Below are 20,634 nucleotides of genomic sequence, written 5' to 3'. Positions count from 1 at the left end.
CCCTTGTCGGCAATCATCACTATGTTCCGCCGGCAGATCGCCGGGCTGGTCGCGCTGGTGCTGCTCACCGGCATGTACGTGCTGGTCCGGCAGCCGGAGGCGAACGCCGACGAGCGGCGCGCCATGGCACAGCCGTACCGGTTCACGCCGATGTCGCTGCCGATGCCGGGCGGGCTGCCGCAGCAGTCGATCCGCCGGGTCAACGGCGCGTACCAGCATCTGGCGGCGTGGATCTCGTCCGTCGGCGCCGGCGTCGCGATGAACGACCTGGACGGCGACGGGCTGGCCAACGACATGTGCGTCACCGACCCGCGCATCGACCGCGTCGTGGTGACCCCGGCCCCGACCGCCGGCGCCGAGCGTTATCAGCCGTTCGTGCTGGATCCGGCGCCGCTGCCGATGAACCCGAACATCGCCCCGATGGGCTGCCTGCCCGGCGACCTCAACGCCGACGGCCGCACCGACCTGCTCGTGTACTGGTGGGGCCGGACCCCGGTGGTCTTCCTCGCCCGGGCCGACGCGACCGGGCTGTCCCGGGCCGCCTACCACCCGGTCGAGCTGGTGCCGGGCGCGGCGACCGGCGGGAGCCGGTACGACGGGCCGAAGTGGAACACCAACGCCGCCACGCTGGCCGACTTCGACGGCGACGGGCAGCTCGACGTCTACATCGGCAACTACTTCCCCGACAGCGCGGTCCTCGACGACACCGTGCACGGCGGGGTGGCGATGAACCGCTCCATGTCCAACGGCCTCAACGGCGGCGAGGACCACGTGTTCCGGTGGACCGGCGCCACCGCCGGCGCCACGCCGAGCGTCTCCTTCGCCGAGGTCCCGGACGTCTTCGACACCAAGGTCTCCCGCGGCTGGGCCCTCGCCGTCGGCGCCAACGACCTCGACGGCGACCAGCTGCCCGAGCTGTACGTGGCGAACGACTTCGGGCCGGACCGGCTGCTGCACAACCGGTCGGAGCGGGGGCGGATCGCCTTCGCGCTGGTCGAGAGCCCCGGGCTGCCCGGCCTGACCCCGAAGTCCAAGCGGCTCGGCCACGACTCGTTCAAGGGCATGGGCGTGGACTTCGGTGACATCGACGGCGACGGCATGTTCGACCTGTACGTCGGCAACATCACCACCTCGTTCGGCATCCAGGAGAGCAACTTCGCGTTCGTCAACACCGCCGCCGACACCCAAGCGCTGCGCGCGGCGCTGCGGGCCGGCGAGGCGCCGTGGCACGACCGGAGCGCCGAGCTGGGCCTGGCCTGGAGCGGCTGGAGCTGGGACGTCAAGTTCGGCGACTTCACCAACCGCGGCGAACCGGCCATCGTGCAGACCGCCGGTTTCGTCAAGGGCGAGGTCAACCGCTGGGCGCAGTTGCAGGAGGCGGCCACCGCCAACGACGACCTGCTGTCCAACCCGCGCTGGTGGCCGAAGGTCGAGCAGGGCGACGACATCGCCGGCGGCCAGCACCTCGCCTTCCACGTCCGGGGCGCCGACGGCCGCTACGAGGACCTCAGCCAGGAGCTGGGCCTGGCCGACCGGGTGCCCAGCCGGGGCATCGCCACCGGCGACGCCGACGGCGACGGGCGGCTCGACTTCGCCGTCGCCCGGCAGTGGGACGCGCCGGTCTTCTACCGCAACGACAGCCCGGACACCGGATCCTTCCTCACCCTGCGGCTGCTGCACGAGCAGGCGCCGGCCGCCGGCCCCCTCGCCGGGGCGGGGTCGCCGGTCGTCGGCGCCCACGTCCGGGTCACCACGCCGGACGGTCGGGTGCTCATCGACCGGGTCGACGGCGGCAGCGGCCACTCGGGCCGGCGCAGCAACGAGGTGTCGCTCGGTCTCGGCGACGTGACCGGCCCGGTGTCGGTCCACCTCACCTGGCGGGACCGGTCCGGCGTCCCGCACGAGCAGGAGCTGTCGCTCACCGCCGGTCGGCACACCCTCACCCTCGGTTCGCAGGCTCGGGAGGTCTCGCGATGACGCAGAAGCCGGCGAAGGACCCGCGGATCACCGCGCTGCGCAGGTTCGCCATCTCCATCACCATCCTGAACATCGCCGGCTACACCGTGCTCGGCTTCGAGCAGGCATGGGCGTGGCCGCTGTTCGCGATCGCCACCGGCTACGCCGTGGAGCTCGTGCTGGAGACGATCGGCGCGCGGGCCGAGCACCGCCCGCCCCGCTACCGGGGCGGCGGCCTGCGGGGCCTGGTCGAGTTCCTCTACCCCGCGCACATCACCGCCCTCGCGGTGAACATGCTGCTGTACGTCAACGACCGCCTGCCGGTGATGCTCTTCGCGGTGGCCGTGGCCATCAGCGGGAAGTGGCTGTTCCGGGTGCCGGTCAACGGCCGGCTGCGGCACTTCATGAACCCGTCCAACTTCGGCATCGCCGTGGTGCTGCTGCTGTTCCCGTGGCTCTCGATCTCCCCGCCGTACCAGTTCACCGAGTACCTGGAGGGCCCCGCCGACTGGATCGTCCCCGCGGTCATCGTCGTCTTCGGCACCATGCTCAACGCGAAGCTGACCGGCCGGATGTGGCTGATCGCCGGCTGGCTGGGCGTCTTCGTCCTCCAGTCGGTGGTGCGGGGACTCGTGCTGGACACCTCCATCCCGTCGGCGCTGGCCACCATGACCGGCGTGGCGTTCGTGCTGTTCACCAACTACATGATCACCGACCCGGGGACGACCCCGTCGCGGCCGCTGTCCCAGTTCGCCTTCGGCGGCGGGGTGGCCCTGGTGTACGGCGTGCTCACCGGCGCGTCCATCGTCTACGGCCTCTTCTTCGCCACCGCCATCGTCTGCCTGATCCGTGGCGGCTTCCTCTGGTCGCTGCACGCGGTGCGCGTCGCCGCCCGCGACGGCAAGGGCACGCCGCCGGCCGCCCCGGGAAGCGCCGACGGCACGGTGCCACCCGCCGTGGCCCGCGAGATGGTGCGGGCATGAGCAGGATCGCCGTCGTCGGCCTGGCCTGCCGCTTCCCGGACGCCGCCGGTCCCGGGCAGCTGTGGGAGAACGCCCTCGCCGGGCGGCGCGCGTTCCGCCGCCTGCCCGACGAGCGGATGCGGGCCGCCGACTACTGGTCCCCGGACCCGGCCGCCCCCGACCGCTACTACGCCGGCAACGCGGCCGTGATCGAGGGCTACGAGTTCGACCGGGTCGGGTTCAAGGTCAGCGGGAGCACGTACCGGTCCACCGACCTCACCCACTGGCTGGCCCTCGACATGGCCGCGCAGGCACTCGCCGACGCCGGGTTCCCGGAGGGCGACGGGCTGCCACGGGAGCGGACGGCGGTGGTCGTCGGCAACACCCTCACCGGCGAGTTCACCCGGGCCGGCATGATGCGCCTGCGGTGGCCGTACGTCCGGCGCGTGGTGGGCGCCGCCCTCGGCGAGCAGGGCTGGGACGACGACCGCCTGGCGGCCTTCCTCGCCGACCTGGAGCGCTCCTACAAGGCGCCGTTCGCCGAGATCACCGAGGACAGCCTCGCGGGCGGCCTGTCCAACACCATCGCCGGGCGGATCTGCAACCACTTCGACCTGCACGGCGGCGGGTACACGGTGGACGGCGCCTGTGCCTCCTCGCTGCTGTCGGTGGTCACCGCCTGCCGCAGCCTGACCGACCTCGACGTCGACGTGGCGGTGGCCGGCGGCGTGGACCTGTCCATCGACCCCTTCGAGATGGTCGGCTTCGCCAAGACCGGCGCGCTCGCCGGCGACGAGATGCGCGTCTACGACCGCCGGTCCAACGGGTTCTGGCCCGGCGAGGGCTGCGGCATGGTGGTGCTCATGCGGGAGCGGGACGCGCTCGCGCAGGGCCGGCGCATCTACGCCTCGGTCGCCGGGTGGGGCGTCTCCTCCGACGGCCGGGGCGGCATCACCCGGCCGGAGGCGGCCGGCTACCGACTGGCCCTGCGGCGCGCGTACCAGCGGGCCGGGTTCGGGGTGGACACCGTGCCGCTGTTCGAGGGGCACGGCACCGGCACGGCCGTCGGCGACGGCACCGAGCTGCGGGCCCTGGGCGAGGAACGCCGGGCGGCCGACCCGGACGCCGCCCCCGCCGCGATCGGGTCAATCAAGGGGATGATCGGGCACACCAAGGCCGCGGCCGGGGTGGCCGGCCTGATCAAGGCCGTGCTGGCCGTGCACCACCAGGTCGTCCCGCCGACCGTCGGATGCGTCGAGCCGCACCCCGAACTCGCCGCGGACCGGCCCGCGCTGCGCGCCGTACGGCGGGCCGAGCCGTGGCCGGCCGGCGCCGCGCAGCGGGCCGGCGTCACCGCGATGGGCTTCGGCGGCATCAACACCCACCTCGTCGTCGACGGCCCCACCCGCCCCCGCCGCCGGTCGCTGGACCGGCGGACACAGCAACTCGCCCGGTCCGTGCAGGACGCCGAGCTGCTCCTGGTCGACGCGGACACCCGCGACGAGCTGCACGGCCGGCTGGCCGACCTGCGGACGGTCGTGGCCGGGCTGGCCTTCGCCGAGCTGGGCGACCTCGCCACGACCCTGCACCGGGGCCAGCGCGGCCGCGCGTACCGGGCGGCGGTCGTGGCTCGGTCGCCGGAGGAGGCCGACCGTGCCCTCGGACTGGCGGTCCGGGCCCTGGCGCCCGAGGGCGCCGGGACACTGGTCGACCCGGCGCGGAACGTCTTCGTCGGCCGGGTCACCCGGCCGGCCCGGGTCGGCTTCCTGTTCCCCGGGCAGGGGTCCGGCCGCGGCTGGGGTGGCGGGGCGCTGCGCCGGCGGTTCACCGAGGTGGACGACGTCTACCGCGCGGCCGGGGAGCCACCCGGGGACGACATGGCGGGGTCGACCGCGTTCGCCCAGCCCCGGATCGTCACGGGCTCGCTGGCCGGGCTGCGCGCCCTCGCCGCGCTCGACATCGACGCGACCGTCGTCGTCGGGCACAGCCTCGGCGAGCTCACCACGCTGCACTGGGCGGGCTGCCTCGACGAGGACGAGCTGCGGGAACTCGTCACGCTCCGGGGCGAGGCCATGGCCAGGCACGCCCCGCCGGGGGCGATGCTCGGCGTCACCGCCGGTCCGGAGGAGACGGTCGCCCTGCTGGCCGGCACCAACGCGGTGATCGCCGGCTACAACGGGCCCCGGCAGACGGTCGTCGCCGGAGCCGACGACGTCGTGGCCGAGGTGGCCCGGCGGGCCGCGACGGCGGGGGTGAGCTGCACCCGGCTGCCGGTCCCGCACGCCTTCCACTCGCCGCTGATGGCACCGGCGGCCGCCGCCTTCGCCGAGCGCCTGCGGTCCCGCCGGTTCGGGCCGTTGCTGCGCCGGGTGGCCTCGACGGTGACCGGCGCCGTTCTCCCGTCGGACACCGACCTGCCGCGGCACCTGCACCGGCAGATCGAGGCTCCGGTGCGCTTCGCCGCCGCGCTGGGACGCGCCGCCGCCGAGGTCGACCTGTTCCTCGAGGTCGGCCCCGGCAGGGTGCTCACCGGGCTGGCCCGCGAGCAGGCGCCGGACGTGCCGGCGCTGGCGGTCGACACCGACGCCGAGTCGCTGTCCGGCCTGCTCGCCGCGGTCGGCGCGGTGTACGCGCTCGGCGGCCCGGCCGCGTACCCGGCCCTGTTCGAGGACCGGCTGACCCGACCGTTCGACCCGCACCGCGCCCGCACCTTCTTCGCGAGCCCGTGCGAGGCGGCACCCGAGCTGGCCGGGCCGGCACCGGCCGCGGTCGCCCCGGTCCCGGCGCGGGCCCGGGGCGACGAGGACCCACTGCCGGCCACCACCGGCGCGCTCGAACTCGTACGGCACCTCGTGGCGCAGCGCGCCGAGCTGCCGGTGGAGGTGCTCCGGGACGACAGCCGGTTCCTCGACGACCTGCACATGAGCTCGATCACCGTCGGCCAGCTCGTCAACGAGGCCGCCCGTGCCATGGGGCTGTCCGCGGTGGCGATACCGACCAACTTCGCCACCGCCACCGTCCGGGAGATGGCCGAGGCGCTGGAGGCCCGGGAGCGCGAGGCCCCGCACGAGCGCGCGGACCTCGTCGCCGGGGTCGCGCCGTGGGTGCGTACCTTCGTCGTCGACCTGGTCGACGAGCCGCTGCCGGTGACCGACCCGACGGAGCCGTGCGGCCGCTGGCAGGTGTTCGCCGGCCCCGACCACCCCCTCGCGGACGCGCTGCGCCGGGCCCTGGAGGCGGCCGGCGTCGGCGACGGCGTGCTGGTCTGCCTGCCGGACGAACCCGGCGAGGAGCACCTGGCCGCCGCGGTGCGCGGGGCCCAGGCCGCGCTGCGCCAACCGCCCGGCGGGCGGCTGGTGGTGGTGCAGCCGGCGGCGCGGGCGGGGGCGCTGGCCAAGACCGCCCGGCTGGAGGGCGACCGGCTGCGGACCACCGTCGTGACCACCCCCCTCGACCCGGCCATGGTCGACCGGGTGGTCGCCGACGTGGCCGCCACGGACGACTTCACCGAGGTGGTGTACGACCCGGGCGGTGTCCGCCGGGTGCCCGTGCTGCGCCCGCTGCCCGCGTCCGACGGCGAGCCGGGCGCGCTGCCGCTGGGTTCCGCCGACGTGCTGCTGGTGACCGGCGGCGGCAAGGGCATCACCGCCGAGTCCGCGCTGATGCTGGCCCGGGAGAGCGGCGCCCGGCTGGCCGTCCTCGGCCGGTCCGACCCCACGGCCGACGAGGCCCTGGCCGGCAACCTGAAGCGGCTCGCGGACGCCGCGTCCGACCTGCGCTACCTGCGCGTCGACGTCACCGACGCCGCCGCGGTGGCCGCCGCGGTCGCCGCGGTCACCGCCGACTGGGGCCCGGTGACCGCCGTGCTGCACGGCGCCGGGCAGAACACCCCGGCCGCGCTCGTCGACCTGGACGAGGCGGCCCTGCGGGGCGTGTTCGCCGCCAAGGTCGACGGCCTGCGGGCGGTCCTCGCCGCGGTCGACCCCGCACACCTGCGCCTGCTGGTCACGTTCGGCAGCATCATCGGGCGGGCCGGACTGCACGGCGAGGCGCACTACGCCGCGGCGAACGAGGCGCTGGCCGAGCTGACCCGGGAGGTGGCCGCGACGCGGCCGGGGTGCCGCGCCGTCTGCCTGGAGTGGTCGGTGTGGTCCGGGGTCGGCATGGGGGAGCGGCTGTCGGTGGTCGAGTCGTTGAGCGGCTCGGGTGTCACCCCGATCAGCCCCGACGACGGCCTGCGGGTCCTGCGCGAGGTGGTCGCCGACGACACGCTGCCTCCGGTGGTGGTGGTCACCGGGCGCACCGGCGGCGTGGAGACCCTGCGCTACCACCGCTCCGAGCTGCCGCTGCTGCGCTTCACCGAACGGCCGCTGGTGCGCTACGACTGCATCGAGCTGGTCTGCGAGGTCGACCTGGCCCGCACCACGGATCCGTACCTCGAGGACCATCGGCTCGACGGCGACCTGCTGTTCCCGGCGGTGCTCGGGTTGGAGGCCATGGCCCAGGTGGCCACCGCCCTGGCCCGGCACCCGGGGGTGCCCGTGATCGAGGAGGTCCGGTTCGACCGCCCGGTGGTCGTCGACCCGGACACCGGCACGACCGTACGCATCGCCGCGCTGGTCCGGTCGGAGCAGGTCATCGACGTCGTCCTGCGCAGCGCGGCGACCGGTTTCGCGGCCGACCACTTCCGCGCCCGGCTCCGGTTCGCGCCGGACGAGACCTACCCGGCGTACACCGCGGCGCCGGCGCCGGCGGAGCTGCCGGCCGTACCGCTCGACCCGGCCCGCGACCTCTACGGCGACGTGTTGTTCCAGGCCGGTCGGTTCCGCCGGATCAAGGGCTACCGGCAGGTCGCGGCGCGGGTCGCCGAGGCCGAGGTGGTCACCAGCGACGCCGCCTCCTGGTTCAGCGCCTTCCTGCCGGGCCGGCTGGTGCTCGGCGACCCGGGCGCCCGGGACGCGTTCATGCACGGGATCCAGGTCTGCGTGCCGGACGCGACGCTGCTGCCGGAGGGCATCGACCGGATCTGGTCGGCGGGCCCCAAGCTGTCGGCCACCGAGGCCGTGACGATGACCGCGCGGGAACGCGAGCAGCACGGCACGGCCTACGTGTACGACGTCGTCGTCCGGGACGCCACGGGCGCGGTGATCGAGCACTGGATGGGCCTGCGACTGCGCGCCGTGCGTCCGCACGCGCCGCGTGGGTCCTGGCCGCCCGCGCTGCTGGGGCCGCTGCTGCAACGACGGCTCGCCGAGGTGTTCCCCGGCGACATCGCCGTCGCCGCCGCGCCCGGCGGCGGGCCCCGCGACTCCGGCGCGCTGCTCTCCCGCGCGCTGGGTCAGCCCGTGGTGGTGCGGCACCGGCCTGACGGACGGCCGGAGGTCGACCTGCCGTACACCGTCTCCGTGGCGCACTCGGCGCCGCTCGACCTCGCCGTCGCCGGGGACGGGACGCTCGCCTGCGACGCCGAGCCGGTGGCCGCCCGCCCGGCGGACGTGCGGCACGACCTGGTGGGTCGGCACGGCGCCGTGGCGGCGCTGCTCGTCGCGGAGGTCGGCGACCCGCCGGACGTGGCCGCCACCCGGGTCTGGTGCGCGGAGGAGTGCCTGCAGAAGGCCGGCCGCCCCGAGGGCCGGCTCACCCTGCTGCCCGGGGCGCTCCCCGACGGCTGGGTGGTGCTGGACGCCGGCGACGTCCGGATCGCCACCCGGGTCGTCGCGGTGGCGGGAGCATCGGCGCCGACCGTGGTCGCCGTGCTCGGCGGGGCGGGGCGGTGAGCATGCCGCGCTACTACGAGTACCGGCACGTCGTCGGCTTCGAGGAGACGAACCTCGTCGGCAACGTGTACTACGTGAACTACCTGCGCTGGCAGGGTCGGTGCCGCGAGATGTTCCTGCACGAGCACGCGCCGGAGATCCTCGACGAGCTGCGCGCCGACCTGAAGTTGTTCACCCTGAAGGCCGAGTGCGAGTTCTTCGCCGAGCTGGCGCCGTTCGACCGACTCGCGGTCCGGATGCGGCTGGTCGAGCTCAGCCAGACCCAGATGGAGTTGGGCTTCGACTACCTGCGGCTCGGCGGCGACGACCTGCTGGTCGCCCGGGGGCGCCAGCGCATCGCGTGCATGCGCGGGCCGAACGGGCGCACCGAGCCGGTCCGGGTGCCGGCCGGCCTGGTCCGGGCGTTCGCCCCGTTCCGGGCGGCCACGGTGGGGCAGGGGTGAGCGGCATGCGCTTCGACACCCGGCTGGTGCACGGCGGTCGCCGGCCGTCGGCGGGCACCGGGGACGTCGTCCCCCCGATCCACGTCTCCACCACCTACGAGCGCCGGGCGCAGGACGAGCCCCGCTACTTCTACGGCCGGGGCGAGAACCCCACCCGGGAGGAGCTGGAGGAGTGCCTCGCCGGGCTGGAACGGGCCCAGTTCGCCACCGTCTTCTCCTCCGGCCAGGCCGCCGCCGCGACCCTGCTGTCGCTGGTGCGGCCCGGGCAGTGCGTGGTGAGCACCGACGACGTGTACGCCGGCACCGACGGCCTGTTCGACCTGGCCGCGCGGCAGGGCGTGCGGGTGCGGTACGCCGACCTGACCACCCCGGAGGGGATCACGGCGGCCCTGGCGGAACCGGACCTCGCCCTGGTCTGGATCGAGACGCCGACCAACCCGCTGCTCACCGTGGTGGACGTCGCCGAGGTCAGCCGGCGGGCGCACGAGCGGGGAGCCCGCGTGGTGGTCGACAACACCTTCGCCAGCCCGGTGCTCCAGCAGCCGCTGGCGCTCGGCGCCGACGTCTCGCTGTACAGCACCACGAAGTCCATCGCCGGCCACGCGGACGTGCTGGGCGGCGCCCTCGTCTACCGCGACGCGGACCTGCACGCCGCGGTCCGGGCGTACCGGACGACGGCCGGGAACGTGCCGGGGGCGCTGGACTGCTTCCTGGTCCGCCGGGGGCTGCACACCCTGTCGCTGCGGGTGCACCGGCAGGTCGCCACCGCGCGCGTCCTGGTGGAGCGGCTGCGGGCGAGCCCCGCGGTCGGCGCCGTCCACTATCCGGGGCTGCCCGAGCACCCGCAGCACGCGGTCGTCAAGGCCCAGATGAGCGCCCCCGGCGCGATCGTCTCCTTCGACTACCTCGGCGGCCCCGCCGAGCAACTGCTGGACCGGTTCACGCTCTTCACCTGCGGCGTCAGCCTCGGGAGTGTGCACTCCCTCGTGGAGTGCCCGGCCCTGATGACGCACCGCCCGCTGTCGGCCGAGGCCCGCGCGCGGCGGGGCATCGGCGACTCGCTGATCCGCCTGTCGGTCGGCATCGAGGACCCGCACGACCTCGCCGAGGACCTGTCCCGGGCGCTGGCGGGTGGGCCCTGAGCCGGCTGTCCGCCCGCGTCCCGCCGTCCACCCGCCTGCCACGAAAGGGGCCGTCCATGGCCATCCGCGAGATCGACACGACCTTGCCGGTCGTCCGGTCGCTGCCCGCCCCGGGTCGCTACCTGTGCGGCCTCACCTTCGACGGCGAGTTCTTCTGGCACTCCGACCAGGAGGCCGGCGAGATCTACGCCCTCGCCCCGGACGCCGGCGCCGTCGTGCGGACCCTGTCCTGCCCCCGGGCGCGGGCCGACCTCACCGTGGGCGGCGGCGCGCTCTGCCAGGTCGGCGGCCGGCCGAAGCGGATCCTGCTGATCGACCCGCTCACCGGCGAGGCGCTCGGCGAGAAGGAGGTGGCCCCGCCCAGCGGCCGGCTCTGCGGGGTGGAGACCACCGGCGTGGCGATGTGGATGGGGCTGCGCGGGCCGTCGGTGGTGCAGCTCCGCGACGTCGCCACGATGACCGTCCAGCGTGAGTTCCCGGTGCCCGGCGTGCCGTCCGGGCTGACGGTGGCCGGTGACCTGGTGGTCTACGCCGACTTCGAGGGGGCGATGCTGCGGGCGGTCGACGCCCGGCACGGCACGCTGCGCGGACAGGCGCCGGTGGCCGGCCGCCCGGTCGGCCTGACCTGGGACGGCGCGCTGCTCTGGTACGCCGACTTCGCCGGCCGCCGGCTGGCGGCGGTGCGGCTGCCCGACCTGCTCGCCACCGGGTCGTGACCCGGCGGCGAGCAGCCGTCGCCGGGCGGGGCCGGGACGGTGTCGTGCCGGCCCGGGCGAGCCGCCGGGCCGGACGCGCGATCGTGCCGGTCCGGGGACGCCACCGGGCCGGTCCGAGGGCGGGCCGTCAGGCCGGTGCGGGGGACGCCGCCGGGCCGGGGACGTAGTCGTTGCCGGCGTACCAGTCGCCGCGGCCCTGGGGCAGCAGGTCGAGGACGTGCCAGACCGGGCTGAGCAGGTCGATGCCGCGTTCGCCGCCGTCGGGGAAGCTCGCGGGGGCGGAGTAGAAGTGCCGCACCCGGTCGCCCTCGGCGCGCAGCACGCTGACCATCGGCCGTTGCGTGCCGTCCGGGTGCTCCGCGCGCAGGTCGGCGTTGAAGGACGTGCCGTGGCTGGACAGGATCCGCAGGCCGGTCCAGCCCCGCCCCCGGGCCCAGTCCCGCAGCCGGGGCAGCGGCGCCTTCGCCACCACCGCCACGGCGGTGTGCCGGCGCAGGTGCGGAAGCACCCCGTGGAAGCCGTCCACCCACAGCGAGCACATGGGACAGGCCTCGGCGGCGTCCGGCGCGAACATCAGGTGGTAGACGAAGAGGGTCTCGTGCTCCTCGAACAGGTCGCGCAGCCGGACGCTCCGGGCCGGCCCGGGCCGGGCCAGGTCGGCCGGCCCTTCGGCGAGCCGGTAGTCGCCCAGCAGCGGGCCGGGTGGCAGCCGCCGCCTTGCCGCGGCCACGCGTTCGAGCTGGTCCCGCAGGTCCTGCTCGGCCGACGCGAGCGCCCGCCGCGCGGCCACGTACGCACTGTCGGCGCCTGCGGGCCAGCTCGGCAGCCCGGTCTCCTGGTCGACGTCGGTCATCGCGGCTCCCTCCACGACGGTCGGGCCATCTTCGGGCAGGCTACCCGCCCGGCACCCGACGTGATGTTTCCACCACGCGCAGGCGCCATGCGCTACGCTTTAAAAATGCGTGGTGTTTTGCTCGCTGGTGGCACCGGCTCGCGGATGTGGCCGGTGACCCGGGCGGTCTCCAAGCAACTGATGCCGGTCTACGACAAGCCAATGATCTTCTATCCGCTGAGCACCCTCGTGACGGCCGGTGTGCGGGAGATCCTCATCATCACGCGCCCCGACGAGCAGCCGCTGTTCCGGCGCCTGCTCGGCGACGGCGGCCAGTGGGGGCTCGACCTGCGGTACGCCGTGCAAAAGCGCCCGGACGGCATCGCGCACGCGCTCCTGCTCGCCGCGGACTTCCTCGCCGGCGGCCCGGCCATGCTCGTCCTCGGCGACAACATCATCCACTCCGCCGAGCTGGACCGGCAGCTCGCCGAGCTGACCGGGGTGGACGGTGGGCTGGTGTTCGGGCTCCCGGTGGCGGACCCGCGGCCGTACGGGGTGCTCGACCTCGACGAGTGCGGCGCGGTGCGCGACATCGTGGAGAAACCCCTGGTCCCACCGTCCCGGTACGCCGTGCCCGGCCTCTACGTGTACGGCGCCGACGTCGTCTCCATCGCCGCGGAGCTGACGCCGAGCGCCCGGGGCGAGTTGGAGATCACCGACGTCAACCGGGAGTACCTGCGCCAGGGCCGGCTGGAGGTGCGGCTGCTCGGGCGGCGCACCGCGTGGCTGGACACCGGCCGGTTCGGTGACCTGATGAAGGCGGCCGAGTACGTGCGCGTGATCGAGGAACGGCACGGCGTCAAGGTCGGCTGCGTCGAAGAGGCGGCCTGGCGGGCCGGGCTGCTCGACGACGCGGCGATGCGCCGCCTGGCGGTGCCGCTGCGCGCCAGCGGGTACGGCGACTACCTGCTGCAACTGCTCGACGGCGAGCGTCCGGCGCGCCCGGCCGCCGTCCGGTGAGGGCCCGGGGGTCGGCGGCGGGCAAGTGATGGCAAGCTCACGCCGTTGCCCGATCAACTTGTCAATCATATAGTGAGCTGAGGCCGAGTTCGCCTGCGAGGAGAGCGACATGACCGCCGTCCGGTTCGACTCCGTGGCCTTCAAGGCCGAGCAACGTGACACCTGGAACGCGGTCAGCGCCGGGTGGGACTTCTGGCAGGACCGCTACGAGCGGGCAGCGGCGCCGGTGACCGACTGGCTGCTGCGCGCCGCCGGGCTCCGCCCCGGTCACCGGGTGCTCGACGTCGGCTGCGGCACCGGCGAGCCGTCGGTCAGCGCCGGCCGGCTGGTCGCCCCCACCGGCCGGGTGCTCGGCATCGACCTCGCACCGGAGATGGTCGACCGGGCCCGCCGCTGCGCCGCCGGCCTCGGCCACCCGATCGAGTTCGCCGAGTCCGACGTGGAGGCCCTCGACCTGCCGGCGCACTCCTTCGACGCGGTGCTCAGCCGGTGGGGGCTGATGTTCGCGGTGGACCGGCAGCGCACCCTCGCGGACCTGCACCGCCTCCTGGCTCCCGGCGGCGTGCTGGCCGCCGCCGTCTGGGGGCCGCCGGAGGCGAACCCGATGACCTCGCTGGGCTTCCGGACGCTGGCCGCGGGCCTGCCGGTCCCCCCGCCGGGCCGCCCCGGCCCGTTCAGCATGTCCGACGCCGAACGCACCCGCGCCGACCTGCTCGCCGCGGGCTTCACGGACGTCGGCACCGAGTCCGTCGGGATCGCGATGCGCTTCGCCTCCGTCGACGAGTACCTCGCGTACACCCGCGACGTGACGCCGCCCGGTGTGCTCGCCACGGTGCGGCGGCAGCTCGGCGCCGACGCGGAGCGGGCGGGCTGGGCGCGGCTCGCCGAGGCCGCCGCCGCCTTCGCCGACGCGGACGGCGTGCTCACCCTGCCCGGCTCGGCGCTCTGTCTGCGCGCGCGCCGCCCCGCCGACGCCGCCGGCGTGCCGGCCGACGCCGGCCGGCCCGAGGCGGCCGGGTCCGGCCCGCCGGGGGTCGGGTCGGGGAGGGCCGGATGACCGCGGCCTGCCCGAGCGCGCCACGCCCGGCCCGTCCGCCGGCCGGCCACCCCGGCCTGCTCGCGCTGGCCCAGTCGTACGTCGACGCCGCCGCCGCCCGCGGTGAGCTGCCCCGCCGGGACCTGGGTGGGTTGCCCGGCACCCGGGTGCGCGTCGACCCGGATTTCTGCCGCACGGTGGCCCGGCACTTCGACCGGGCGCCCCGGCGGGACCTCGGGCCGGACCTGGCGGCCCGCTACCGCCGGTTCACCGAGGAGAACCTGCGCCACTTTGCCCTGCTGGCCCGGGCGGGGATCCGCGTCGAGCCGTGGCGGGGCCCCGGGCAGCCGTACCGGGGCGCGGCGGACCTGGTCGACCGCCTCGCCCGCACCGGCGTGCTGCACGTCTACCTGACCCGGGACGGCCACGGCCCCGACGGGCCCGCCCCGGACCATCCGTTGTGCGCCCCGTCGGGTGTCACGGTCGGCGGCGTACCGCTGCTGCACAACGACATCTTCCGGGCCGTGCACGACGTCTTCGGTCACGTCATGCTCGGCGCCTCGATGGGGGTGGCGGGCGAGTTCCTGGCCGCGTACGGGCACATGGCGATGTACTCGCCCGAGGTGCATCCCGTCGTCTTCACCGAGCAGGTCAGCCAGATCTGCTGGTTCTTCCACGGCCCGCACCTGGCGGACCGGGCCGGGCGGTGGCCCCGGCGCGGCGAGCCGGGGTGGATCCCCCCGTCCGAGCGGCCCTACCCGGAGCAGAAGCTCTTCCCCTGCCCGCCGGGTTTCCTCGACCGCTTCACCGCAAGCTTCACGGAGGAATCAGCATGACCGACACGGCTGCCCATCCCCTGTCCGCGGTGCGGGCCGAGTTCCCGTTCCTCGACGTGGCCGGGCACGGCCCGCCGCTGGCCTACCTCGACAACGCCGCGACGACGCAGAAGCCCCGGTCGGTCCTCGACGCGGTGGTCGACTTCTACACCACGGCGAACAGCAACATCGGGCGCGGTTTCTACGACCTCAGCCGTCGGGCCACCGGCCGCTACGAGGACGCCCGGGAGGTGGTCCGGCGGTTCGTGAACGCCGCCCACGCCGACGAGATCGTCTTCACCCGGGGCACGACGGACGCCGTGAACCTGCTCGCCGACACCTTCGCCGAGCGGATCGTCGGCGCCGGCGACGACATCGTGGTCACCGGCATGGAGCACAACTCCAACCTGCTGCCGTGGCGCCGGCTCTGCGAACGGAGCGGGGCGAGGCTGCGGGTCGTGCCGTCGCCGGCCGGTGGGCCGGTCCGGCCGGAGGACCTGGCCGCCGTCCTGGGCCGCCGGACCCGCCTCGTCGCGGTCAGCCACGTCTCCAACGTGCTCGGCACCGTCAACCCCGTGCGGGAGCTGGTCCGGGTGGCGCACGGCCGGGGCGTGCCCGTGGTCGTCGACGGCGCGCAGGCGGTCGCGCACCTGCCGGTCGACGTGCGGGAGATCGGCGCGGACTTCTACTGCTTCTCCGGCCACAAGGTGTACGCCCCGATGGGCTCCGGGGTGCTCTACGGCCGGCGCGAGCTGCTCGCCGACCTCCCGCCGTACCAGGTTGGCGGCGGGACGGTCAAGGGGGTCTCGCACGACGCCCCGGTGTCCTACGTGCCGGTCCCGGCGCGGCTGGAGGCCGGCACCCCGGACATCGGCGCCGCGGTCGGGCTCGCCACCGCGTTGACCTGGCTGGACGGGCTCGACCGGGACGCGGTGCGGGCACACGACGCGGACCTGGTCCGGTACGCCGTCGACGTCCTGCGCGACGTCGACCGGGTGCGGGTCGTCGGCGACCCGGCCGCGGATCCGGCCGGCATCGTCTCCATCGCGGTGGACGGCCTGCACCCGTACGACGTGGGCGGCCACCTGGACGCGCACGGTATCGCCGTGCGGTCCGGCGTGCACTGCGCCAGCGCGTTCCTCGACGACCTGGGGCTGCTCGGCACGGTGCGGCTCTCCTTCGCGGTCTACAGCACCCGTGACGAGGTCGACCGGGTCGCCGAGGCGCTGCGTACCGTGCGGGCGGGGGAGTGGACCACCCAGTACCCCGACATCCGGTTCCGGTGACCGCCGGGCCCGCCCCGGCCGCCGCCACGGAACCGGGATTCGACACGCTGCCGGCCGGGGAGCTGGCCCTGGCCGCGCTGGAACGGGCCCGCCGGCTCGGCGCCTCGTACGCCGACGTGCGGCTGCGGCGGGTGCGGGCGCTGCGCGAGCGGGTCCGCGACGCGCAGCCGGAGGGCACCCAGGAGAGCGTCGAGACCGGGGCCGGCGTGCGGGTCCTCGTCGACGGCACCTGGGGTTTCGCCTCGGGGGTGGACCTCTCCCCGCCGGGCGTCGCCGAGCTGGCCGCCCGGGCCTGCGAGCTGGCCCGGACGCTGCGCCCACTGCGCGGCGCGCCGCCCCGGCTGGCGCCCGAGCCGGTCCACGGGCCGGCGGTGTGGGAGTCGCCGTGCGAGGTGGACCCCTTCGCGGTGCCCGCCGCCGAGCGCACCGCCCTGCTGGCCCGCTGGTGCGCGATCCTGCGCGACGGCGGCGCCGACCTGGCGGAGGCGTACCTGCAGGTGTTCCGCGAGTCCACCGTGTACCACGACAGCGAGGGCCGGCGCATCCGGCAGCGGCGGACGTGGCTGCACCCGATGGTGGTCGGGTTCCGGATCGACGCGGACAGCGGCACCTTCGAGACCATGCGCACCCTCGGGCCGCCGGCCGCCCGCGGCTGGGAGTACCTGACCGGAACCGGCTGGGACTGGGCGGGCGAGCTGGCCCGGCTGCCGGGGCTGCTGGCCGAGAAGCTCGCCGCCCCGTCCGTCGAGCCGGGGGAGTACGACCTCGTCATCGACCCGACCAATCTCTGGCTGACGATCCACGAGACCGTCGGGCACGCCACCGAGCTGGACCGGATCCTCGGCCGGGAGGCGGCCTTCGCCGGCACCTCGTTCGTCACCCCCGACGACATCGGGTCGCTCCGCTACGGCTCGCCGGCGATGAACGTGGTCGCCGACCGCACCACCCCCCACGGGCTCGCCACCATCGGCTACGACGACGACGGCGTGGCCGCCCGGTCGTGGCCGCTCGTCCGCGACGGCGTGCTGGTCGGCACGCAACACGACCGGCAGACCGCCGGCGCGGCCGGGCTGGACCGTTCCACCGGCTGCGCGTACGCCGAGTCGTACCGGCACCTGCCCGTGCAGCGGATGCCGAACGTCTCGCTCCGCCCCGCGCCGGACGGGCCGGACACCCACGAGTTGATCGGCCGGGTGCGGGACGGGCTGTACGTCGTCGGCGACAACAGCTTCTCGATCGACATGGCGCGGGTGAACTTCCAGTTCACCGGGCAGCGCTTCTACCGGATCCGGGACGGCCGCCTGGCCGGCCAGGTGCGGGACGCCGCGTACACGGGGACCACGCTGGAGTTCTGGCGGTCGCTGGAGGCGGTGGGCGGCCCGCAGACCTGGCTGCTGTCCGGCGCGGGGCAGTGCGGCAAGGCGCAGCCGCTGCAACTCGCCGCCGCCGGGCACGGCTGCCCCTCGGCGCTGTTCCGGGGCGTACGCGTGACCAGCACCCGGACGGAGGCGCCCGCGTGAGGACCCCGAGCCCGCAGGAGACGGTGGAGATCGCCCTCGGCGCGGCGGGCGGCGACGACTGCGTGGCGATCGTGGAGCAGGGCGCCGACGTGCACCTGCGTTGGGCGGACAACGCGCTGACCGGCAACGGGAGCGGCGACGAACGCCGGGTGTCGGTGGTGGCCGTCGCGGGCGGCCGGGTGGGTGCGGTGTCGCTGTGCGGGCCGGCCGACCGGGCCGAGGTGGTCACGCTGGTCGAGGCGGCGCGGGCGGCCGCCCGCCAGGCGCCGCCGGCGCCGGACGCGCGGCCCCTGCCGGCCTCCGGCGCCGGGTCGCCGCACTGGGAGGACCCGGTCCCGGCGGCGCCGCCGACGGTGCTGACCGGGCTGGTCGACCAGTTGGCCGCCGGGTTCGGCCGGGCGCGGCGCGGTGGCCGGGTGCTGCACGGGTACGCCGAGCACCGGATGCGCAGCACGTTCCTCGGCACCTCCACGGGTGTGCGGCTGCGCCACGACGAGCCCGCCGGGCACCTGGAGCTGACCGCGCGCGACCGGGACGGCTTCCCGGTCTGGACGAACGCCGTGACCACCGACTTCGGCGACGTCTCGGTGGCCGCGCTGCAGGACGAGCTGGACCGGCGCCTGCACTGGGGCCGGCGACGCTTCGAGGTGCCGCCCGGCCGCTACGAGTGCCTGCTGCCGCCGACCGCCGTCGCCGACCTGATGAACTACGCCTACACCACGGCGGGAGCCAGGGCGGCGGCGCAGGGGCGGACGGTCTACAGCGGACCGGGCGGCCGGACCCGGATCGGGGAGCAACTCGCCGGCGTGCCGCTGACCCTGCGCAGCGACCCGGCGGCCGACGGGCTGCGCTGCGCCCCGTTCCTGGTGGCGCCCGCGTCGACGCCGACGAGGTCGGTGTTCGACAACGGCCTTCCGCTGGGCGCGACCCGCTGGTGGGACCAGGGTCGGCTGCGGTCGCTGGTGCACACCCGCGACAGCGCGGACGAGTTGGGCATGCCGCTCACGCCCGCGGTGGACAACCTCATCCTGGAGGGGCCGGACGGTGCGTCGGCCGCCGACCTGATCGCGACGACCCGGCGCGGCCTGCTGGTGACGAGCCTCTGGTACATCCGTGAGGTGGACCTCGCCACCATGGCCCTCACCGGGCTGACCCGGGACGGCGTCTACCTGGTGCGCGACGGCGAGGTCGTCGGGGCGGTCAACAACTTCCGCTTCAACGACAGCCCCCTGGCGATGGCCGCCCGGGTCACCGAGGTGGGCCGGACCGTGCCGACCCGGGCCCGCGACTGGGGCGACGCGGTGGCGCGTACGGCCATGCCGATGCTGCGCGTCCAGGACTTCCGGCTCACCGCGGCGACCCGCGCGGTCTGACCGCGCCCGATCCGACCGGCGCACCGCTGACACCGGCTGCCCTCCGGCACACCCCCGGCTTGACGCCGGCGGCCCGTCGCGGACGGGCGCGGCCTCACCCGAGCCTGTGGGGCACCCCGACCATGCGGCCCCGAAGCGGTATACGAACAAATAGCGTCAGTGGGATATGCGCCTGCGAGGATTCAACCCTCCCCAGTGGATGATCCCCTTGAACCATCAGTGAAACCGGACATTATTTCGCAAACGATCACTGTGGCCCCGTTGACAGTCACTTTAGAAAACAATAGCGTTCGGGTCAGTGGTCCTCCCGGGTTGAGCAGAGCGTCACAGAGGGCGTCAGGGCATCCGGGGCAAACAGGGAGGTGGAGCCGTGACTGACACGGCGAGAGAGACCTACGAGTCGCTCAACATCGAGCCGAAGCCGCTGCGGCCGCACATCCTGGCTGCGGCGACGGTCGTCTTCGGTGACGACTACTACGGCGGCCGTCGGGAGACGATCAACCTGTCGGGCTTCGTGCAGATGAACAAGTGGCCGATGCCGGGGTTCAAGCACACCGTCGACGAGGACGGCACGGCGAGCTTCAACCTGGAGCTCATCAGCGCCCCCGAGGTCGGCATCAAGGGGTTCAGCTACACGCTGAACGACCGGATCCAGATCCTGTCGAACCCGTACCTGCCGAACACCGGTCACATCAAGCAGATCGTGCCCGGCAAGAACTTCCCCGCGGAGTTCTACATCCGGCGGTTCGGCATCCTGGAGACCAGCACCATGCGGCTGGCCCACCGGGGTGTCATCGACGTCAAGGGGATCGTGGACGGCCTTCCGCCGTACAAGACCCCGCTCACCTCGCCGTTCCTCGGCCGCCCGTACGGCGACCAGGGTGAGGTCATGCCGGCGCACAACGTGGTCCGGGGCACCAACCTCCCGGCCGCGTGGTACCCGTCGAACGACGAGAACGAGGCCGTCGGCAACACGCCGAGCGCCTTCTTCGCGTCGAGCATCGGCCCGTGCGTCTCGATGCTGGTCGACCCGTCGATCATCATCCAGGCCTCGACCGAGGCGAAGATCAAGGTCGAGGTCAACGGCCGCACCGAGGAGATCGAGCTCGCCGGCGACTACCCGCTCGCCGCCGGTGCCGAGATCCTCCTCTTCGGGCCGGAGAAGCACGACCAGGGCTCCGGGGTGCTGGCCCAGCTCGCCCGCGTGGCGCTGGTGGGCAACAGCCCGGCTCTCGGCGGCAAGGTCATGCTGCGGGCCAGCTTCTTCACCGTCTCGGGCGGCCAGCTCGGCGACGGCAACGAGGAGAGCCTGAGCCGGCTGCGCTACCCGGGTGAGCTGCACTTCGACGCTCACTTCGAGCTGGTGACCCCGTCCGCCACGCTCTACGCGGCGGCCCCGGTGCACCTGAGCGGCCAGCTCAAGGACATCGAGCCGACCGGCACGCTGCTGACCGCCGAGCACGCCGACGCCGCGCTGCGGACGAAGGACGGCGAGTCCCGGGCGCGCCTGACCGGTGTGTCGATGAAGCTGGGTGACGCGCTGGTGGGCTCGGAAGCCTACGTCAGCGCGTGACGACCAACCGCCGTTGGTAGTCCCGAAAGACGTCGTCCCGGGTGGCCTCCTGTCACCCGGGACGGCGTCACTCTCCAGGGGTGGCAGACATGTTCGAGCGGTTCACCGACCGAGCGCGACGGGTTGTCGTCCTGGCCCAGGAAGAGGCCCGGATGCTCAACCACAACTACATCGGTACGGAGC

The 20,634-nt window shown here is 74.7% G+C and carries 13 protein-coding genes and 1 pseudogene; 13 read left to right on the top strand and 1 reads right to left on the bottom strand.

Features of this window, described 5'->3' with window-relative positions; translation table 11 throughout:
* Window positions 1–3 precede the first annotated feature (3 nt).
* Genes ABZ793_RS29690 through ABZ793_RS29665 form a run of 6 tightly spaced genes read left to right on the top strand, consistent with a single transcriptional unit; the run spans window position 4 to window position 10,996 of the window.
* Entirely contained in the window at window positions 4–1,977 is a 1,974-nt protein-coding gene (locus tag ABZ793_RS29690) for a CRTAC1 family protein (protein ID WP_357462991.1), read from the top strand.
* Complete coding sequence (locus tag ABZ793_RS29685; RefSeq protein WP_357462988.1) at window positions 1,974–2,939, top strand: enediyne biosynthesis protein; 966 nt, start codon at window positions 1,974–1,976, stop codon at window positions 2,937–2,939. The genes ABZ793_RS29690 and ABZ793_RS29685 overlap by 4 nt, the downstream gene beginning before the upstream one ends.
* Complete coding sequence (locus ABZ793_RS29680) at window positions 2,936–8,695, top strand: SDR family NAD(P)-dependent oxidoreductase (RefSeq protein WP_357462986.1); 5,760 nt, start codon at window positions 2,936–2,938, stop codon at window positions 8,693–8,695. The genes ABZ793_RS29685 and ABZ793_RS29680 overlap by 4 nt, the downstream gene beginning before the upstream one ends.
* A 2-nt stretch (window positions 8,696–8,697) precedes the next feature.
* Complete coding sequence (locus tag ABZ793_RS29675; protein WP_357463048.1) at window positions 8,698–9,138, top strand: acyl-CoA thioesterase; 441 nt, start codon at window positions 8,698–8,700, stop codon at window positions 9,136–9,138.
* Between the two features lie 5 nt (window positions 9,139–9,143).
* Window positions 9,144–10,280, top strand: a complete 1,137-nt coding sequence (locus ABZ793_RS29670; protein WP_357462983.1) for a PLP-dependent aspartate aminotransferase family protein — start codon at window positions 9,144–9,146, stop codon at window positions 10,278–10,280.
* A 56-nt stretch (window positions 10,281–10,336) separates the two neighbouring features.
* Window positions 10,337–10,996 (top strand): hypothetical protein, encoded by a 660-nt coding sequence (locus ABZ793_RS29665; RefSeq protein WP_357462981.1) that lies wholly within the window; start codon window positions 10,337–10,339, stop codon window positions 10,994–10,996.
* Window positions 10,997–11,123: 127 nt separating this feature from the next.
* Here ABZ793_RS29665 and ABZ793_RS29660 read toward each other — a convergent pair whose 3' ends face one another.
* Window positions 11,124–11,849, bottom strand: coding sequence for a DUF899 family protein (locus ABZ793_RS29660; protein WP_357462978.1), 726 nt, complete (start codon window positions 11,847–11,849; stop codon window positions 11,124–11,126).
* Between the two features lie 105 nt (window positions 11,850–11,954).
* Here ABZ793_RS29660 and rfbA point away from each other — a divergent pair, with 105 nt between their 5' ends.
* The 7 genes and pseudogenes from rfbA (at window position 11,955) to ABZ793_RS29625 (ending at window position 20,451) form a co-directional block, all read left to right on the top strand.
* Complete coding sequence (rfbA, locus tag ABZ793_RS29655) at window positions 11,955–12,848, top strand: glucose-1-phosphate thymidylyltransferase RfbA (RefSeq protein WP_357462975.1); 894 nt, start codon at window positions 11,955–11,957, stop codon at window positions 12,846–12,848.
* A gap of 109 nt (window positions 12,849–12,957) precedes the next feature.
* Window positions 12,958–13,809: pseudogene (locus ABZ793_RS29650) on the top strand (class I SAM-dependent methyltransferase); the annotation flags it as partial.
* Between the two features lie 92 nt (window positions 13,810–13,901).
* Window positions 13,902–14,720 carry a crotonobetainyl-CoA--carnitine CoA-transferase gene (locus tag ABZ793_RS29645; RefSeq protein ID WP_357462972.1) on the top strand — a complete coding sequence of 273 codons (819 nt, stop codon included), beginning with the start codon at window positions 13,902–13,904 and terminating at the stop codon, window positions 14,718–14,720.
* A complete protein-coding gene (locus ABZ793_RS29640) occupies window positions 14,717–15,985 on the top strand; it encodes a cysteine desulfurase (RefSeq protein ID WP_357462969.1) in 1,269 nt (422 codons plus the stop codon). The genes ABZ793_RS29645 and ABZ793_RS29640 overlap by 4 nt, the downstream gene beginning before the upstream one ends.
* On the top strand, window positions 15,949–17,505 hold the full coding sequence (locus ABZ793_RS29635; RefSeq protein ID WP_357462966.1) for a TldD/PmbA family protein: 1,557 nt from the start codon (window positions 15,949–15,951) through the stop codon (window positions 17,503–17,505). The genes ABZ793_RS29640 and ABZ793_RS29635 overlap by 37 nt, the downstream gene beginning before the upstream one ends.
* Window positions 17,506–17,528: 23 nt before the next feature.
* The gene (locus ABZ793_RS29630) at window positions 17,529–18,878 is read left to right on the top strand and encodes a metallopeptidase TldD-related protein (protein ID WP_357463045.1); all 1,350 of its coding nucleotides are present in this window, start codon (window positions 17,529–17,531) and stop codon (window positions 18,876–18,878) included.
* Window positions 18,879–19,248: 370 nt separating this feature from the next.
* The gene (locus ABZ793_RS29625; RefSeq protein WP_350687465.1) at window positions 19,249–20,451 is read left to right on the top strand and encodes a DUF6004 family protein; all 1,203 of its coding nucleotides are present in this window, start codon (window positions 19,249–19,251) and stop codon (window positions 20,449–20,451) included.
* The last annotated feature ends 183 nt before the right edge of the window (window positions 20,452–20,634 follow it).

The sequence above is a fragment of the Micromonospora sp. NPDC047465 genome, assembly GCF_040643125.1.
Lineage (GTDB): Bacteria > Actinomycetota > Actinomycetes > Mycobacteriales > Micromonosporaceae > Micromonospora.
This window is presented reverse-complemented; position numbering and strand designations above follow the sequence as displayed.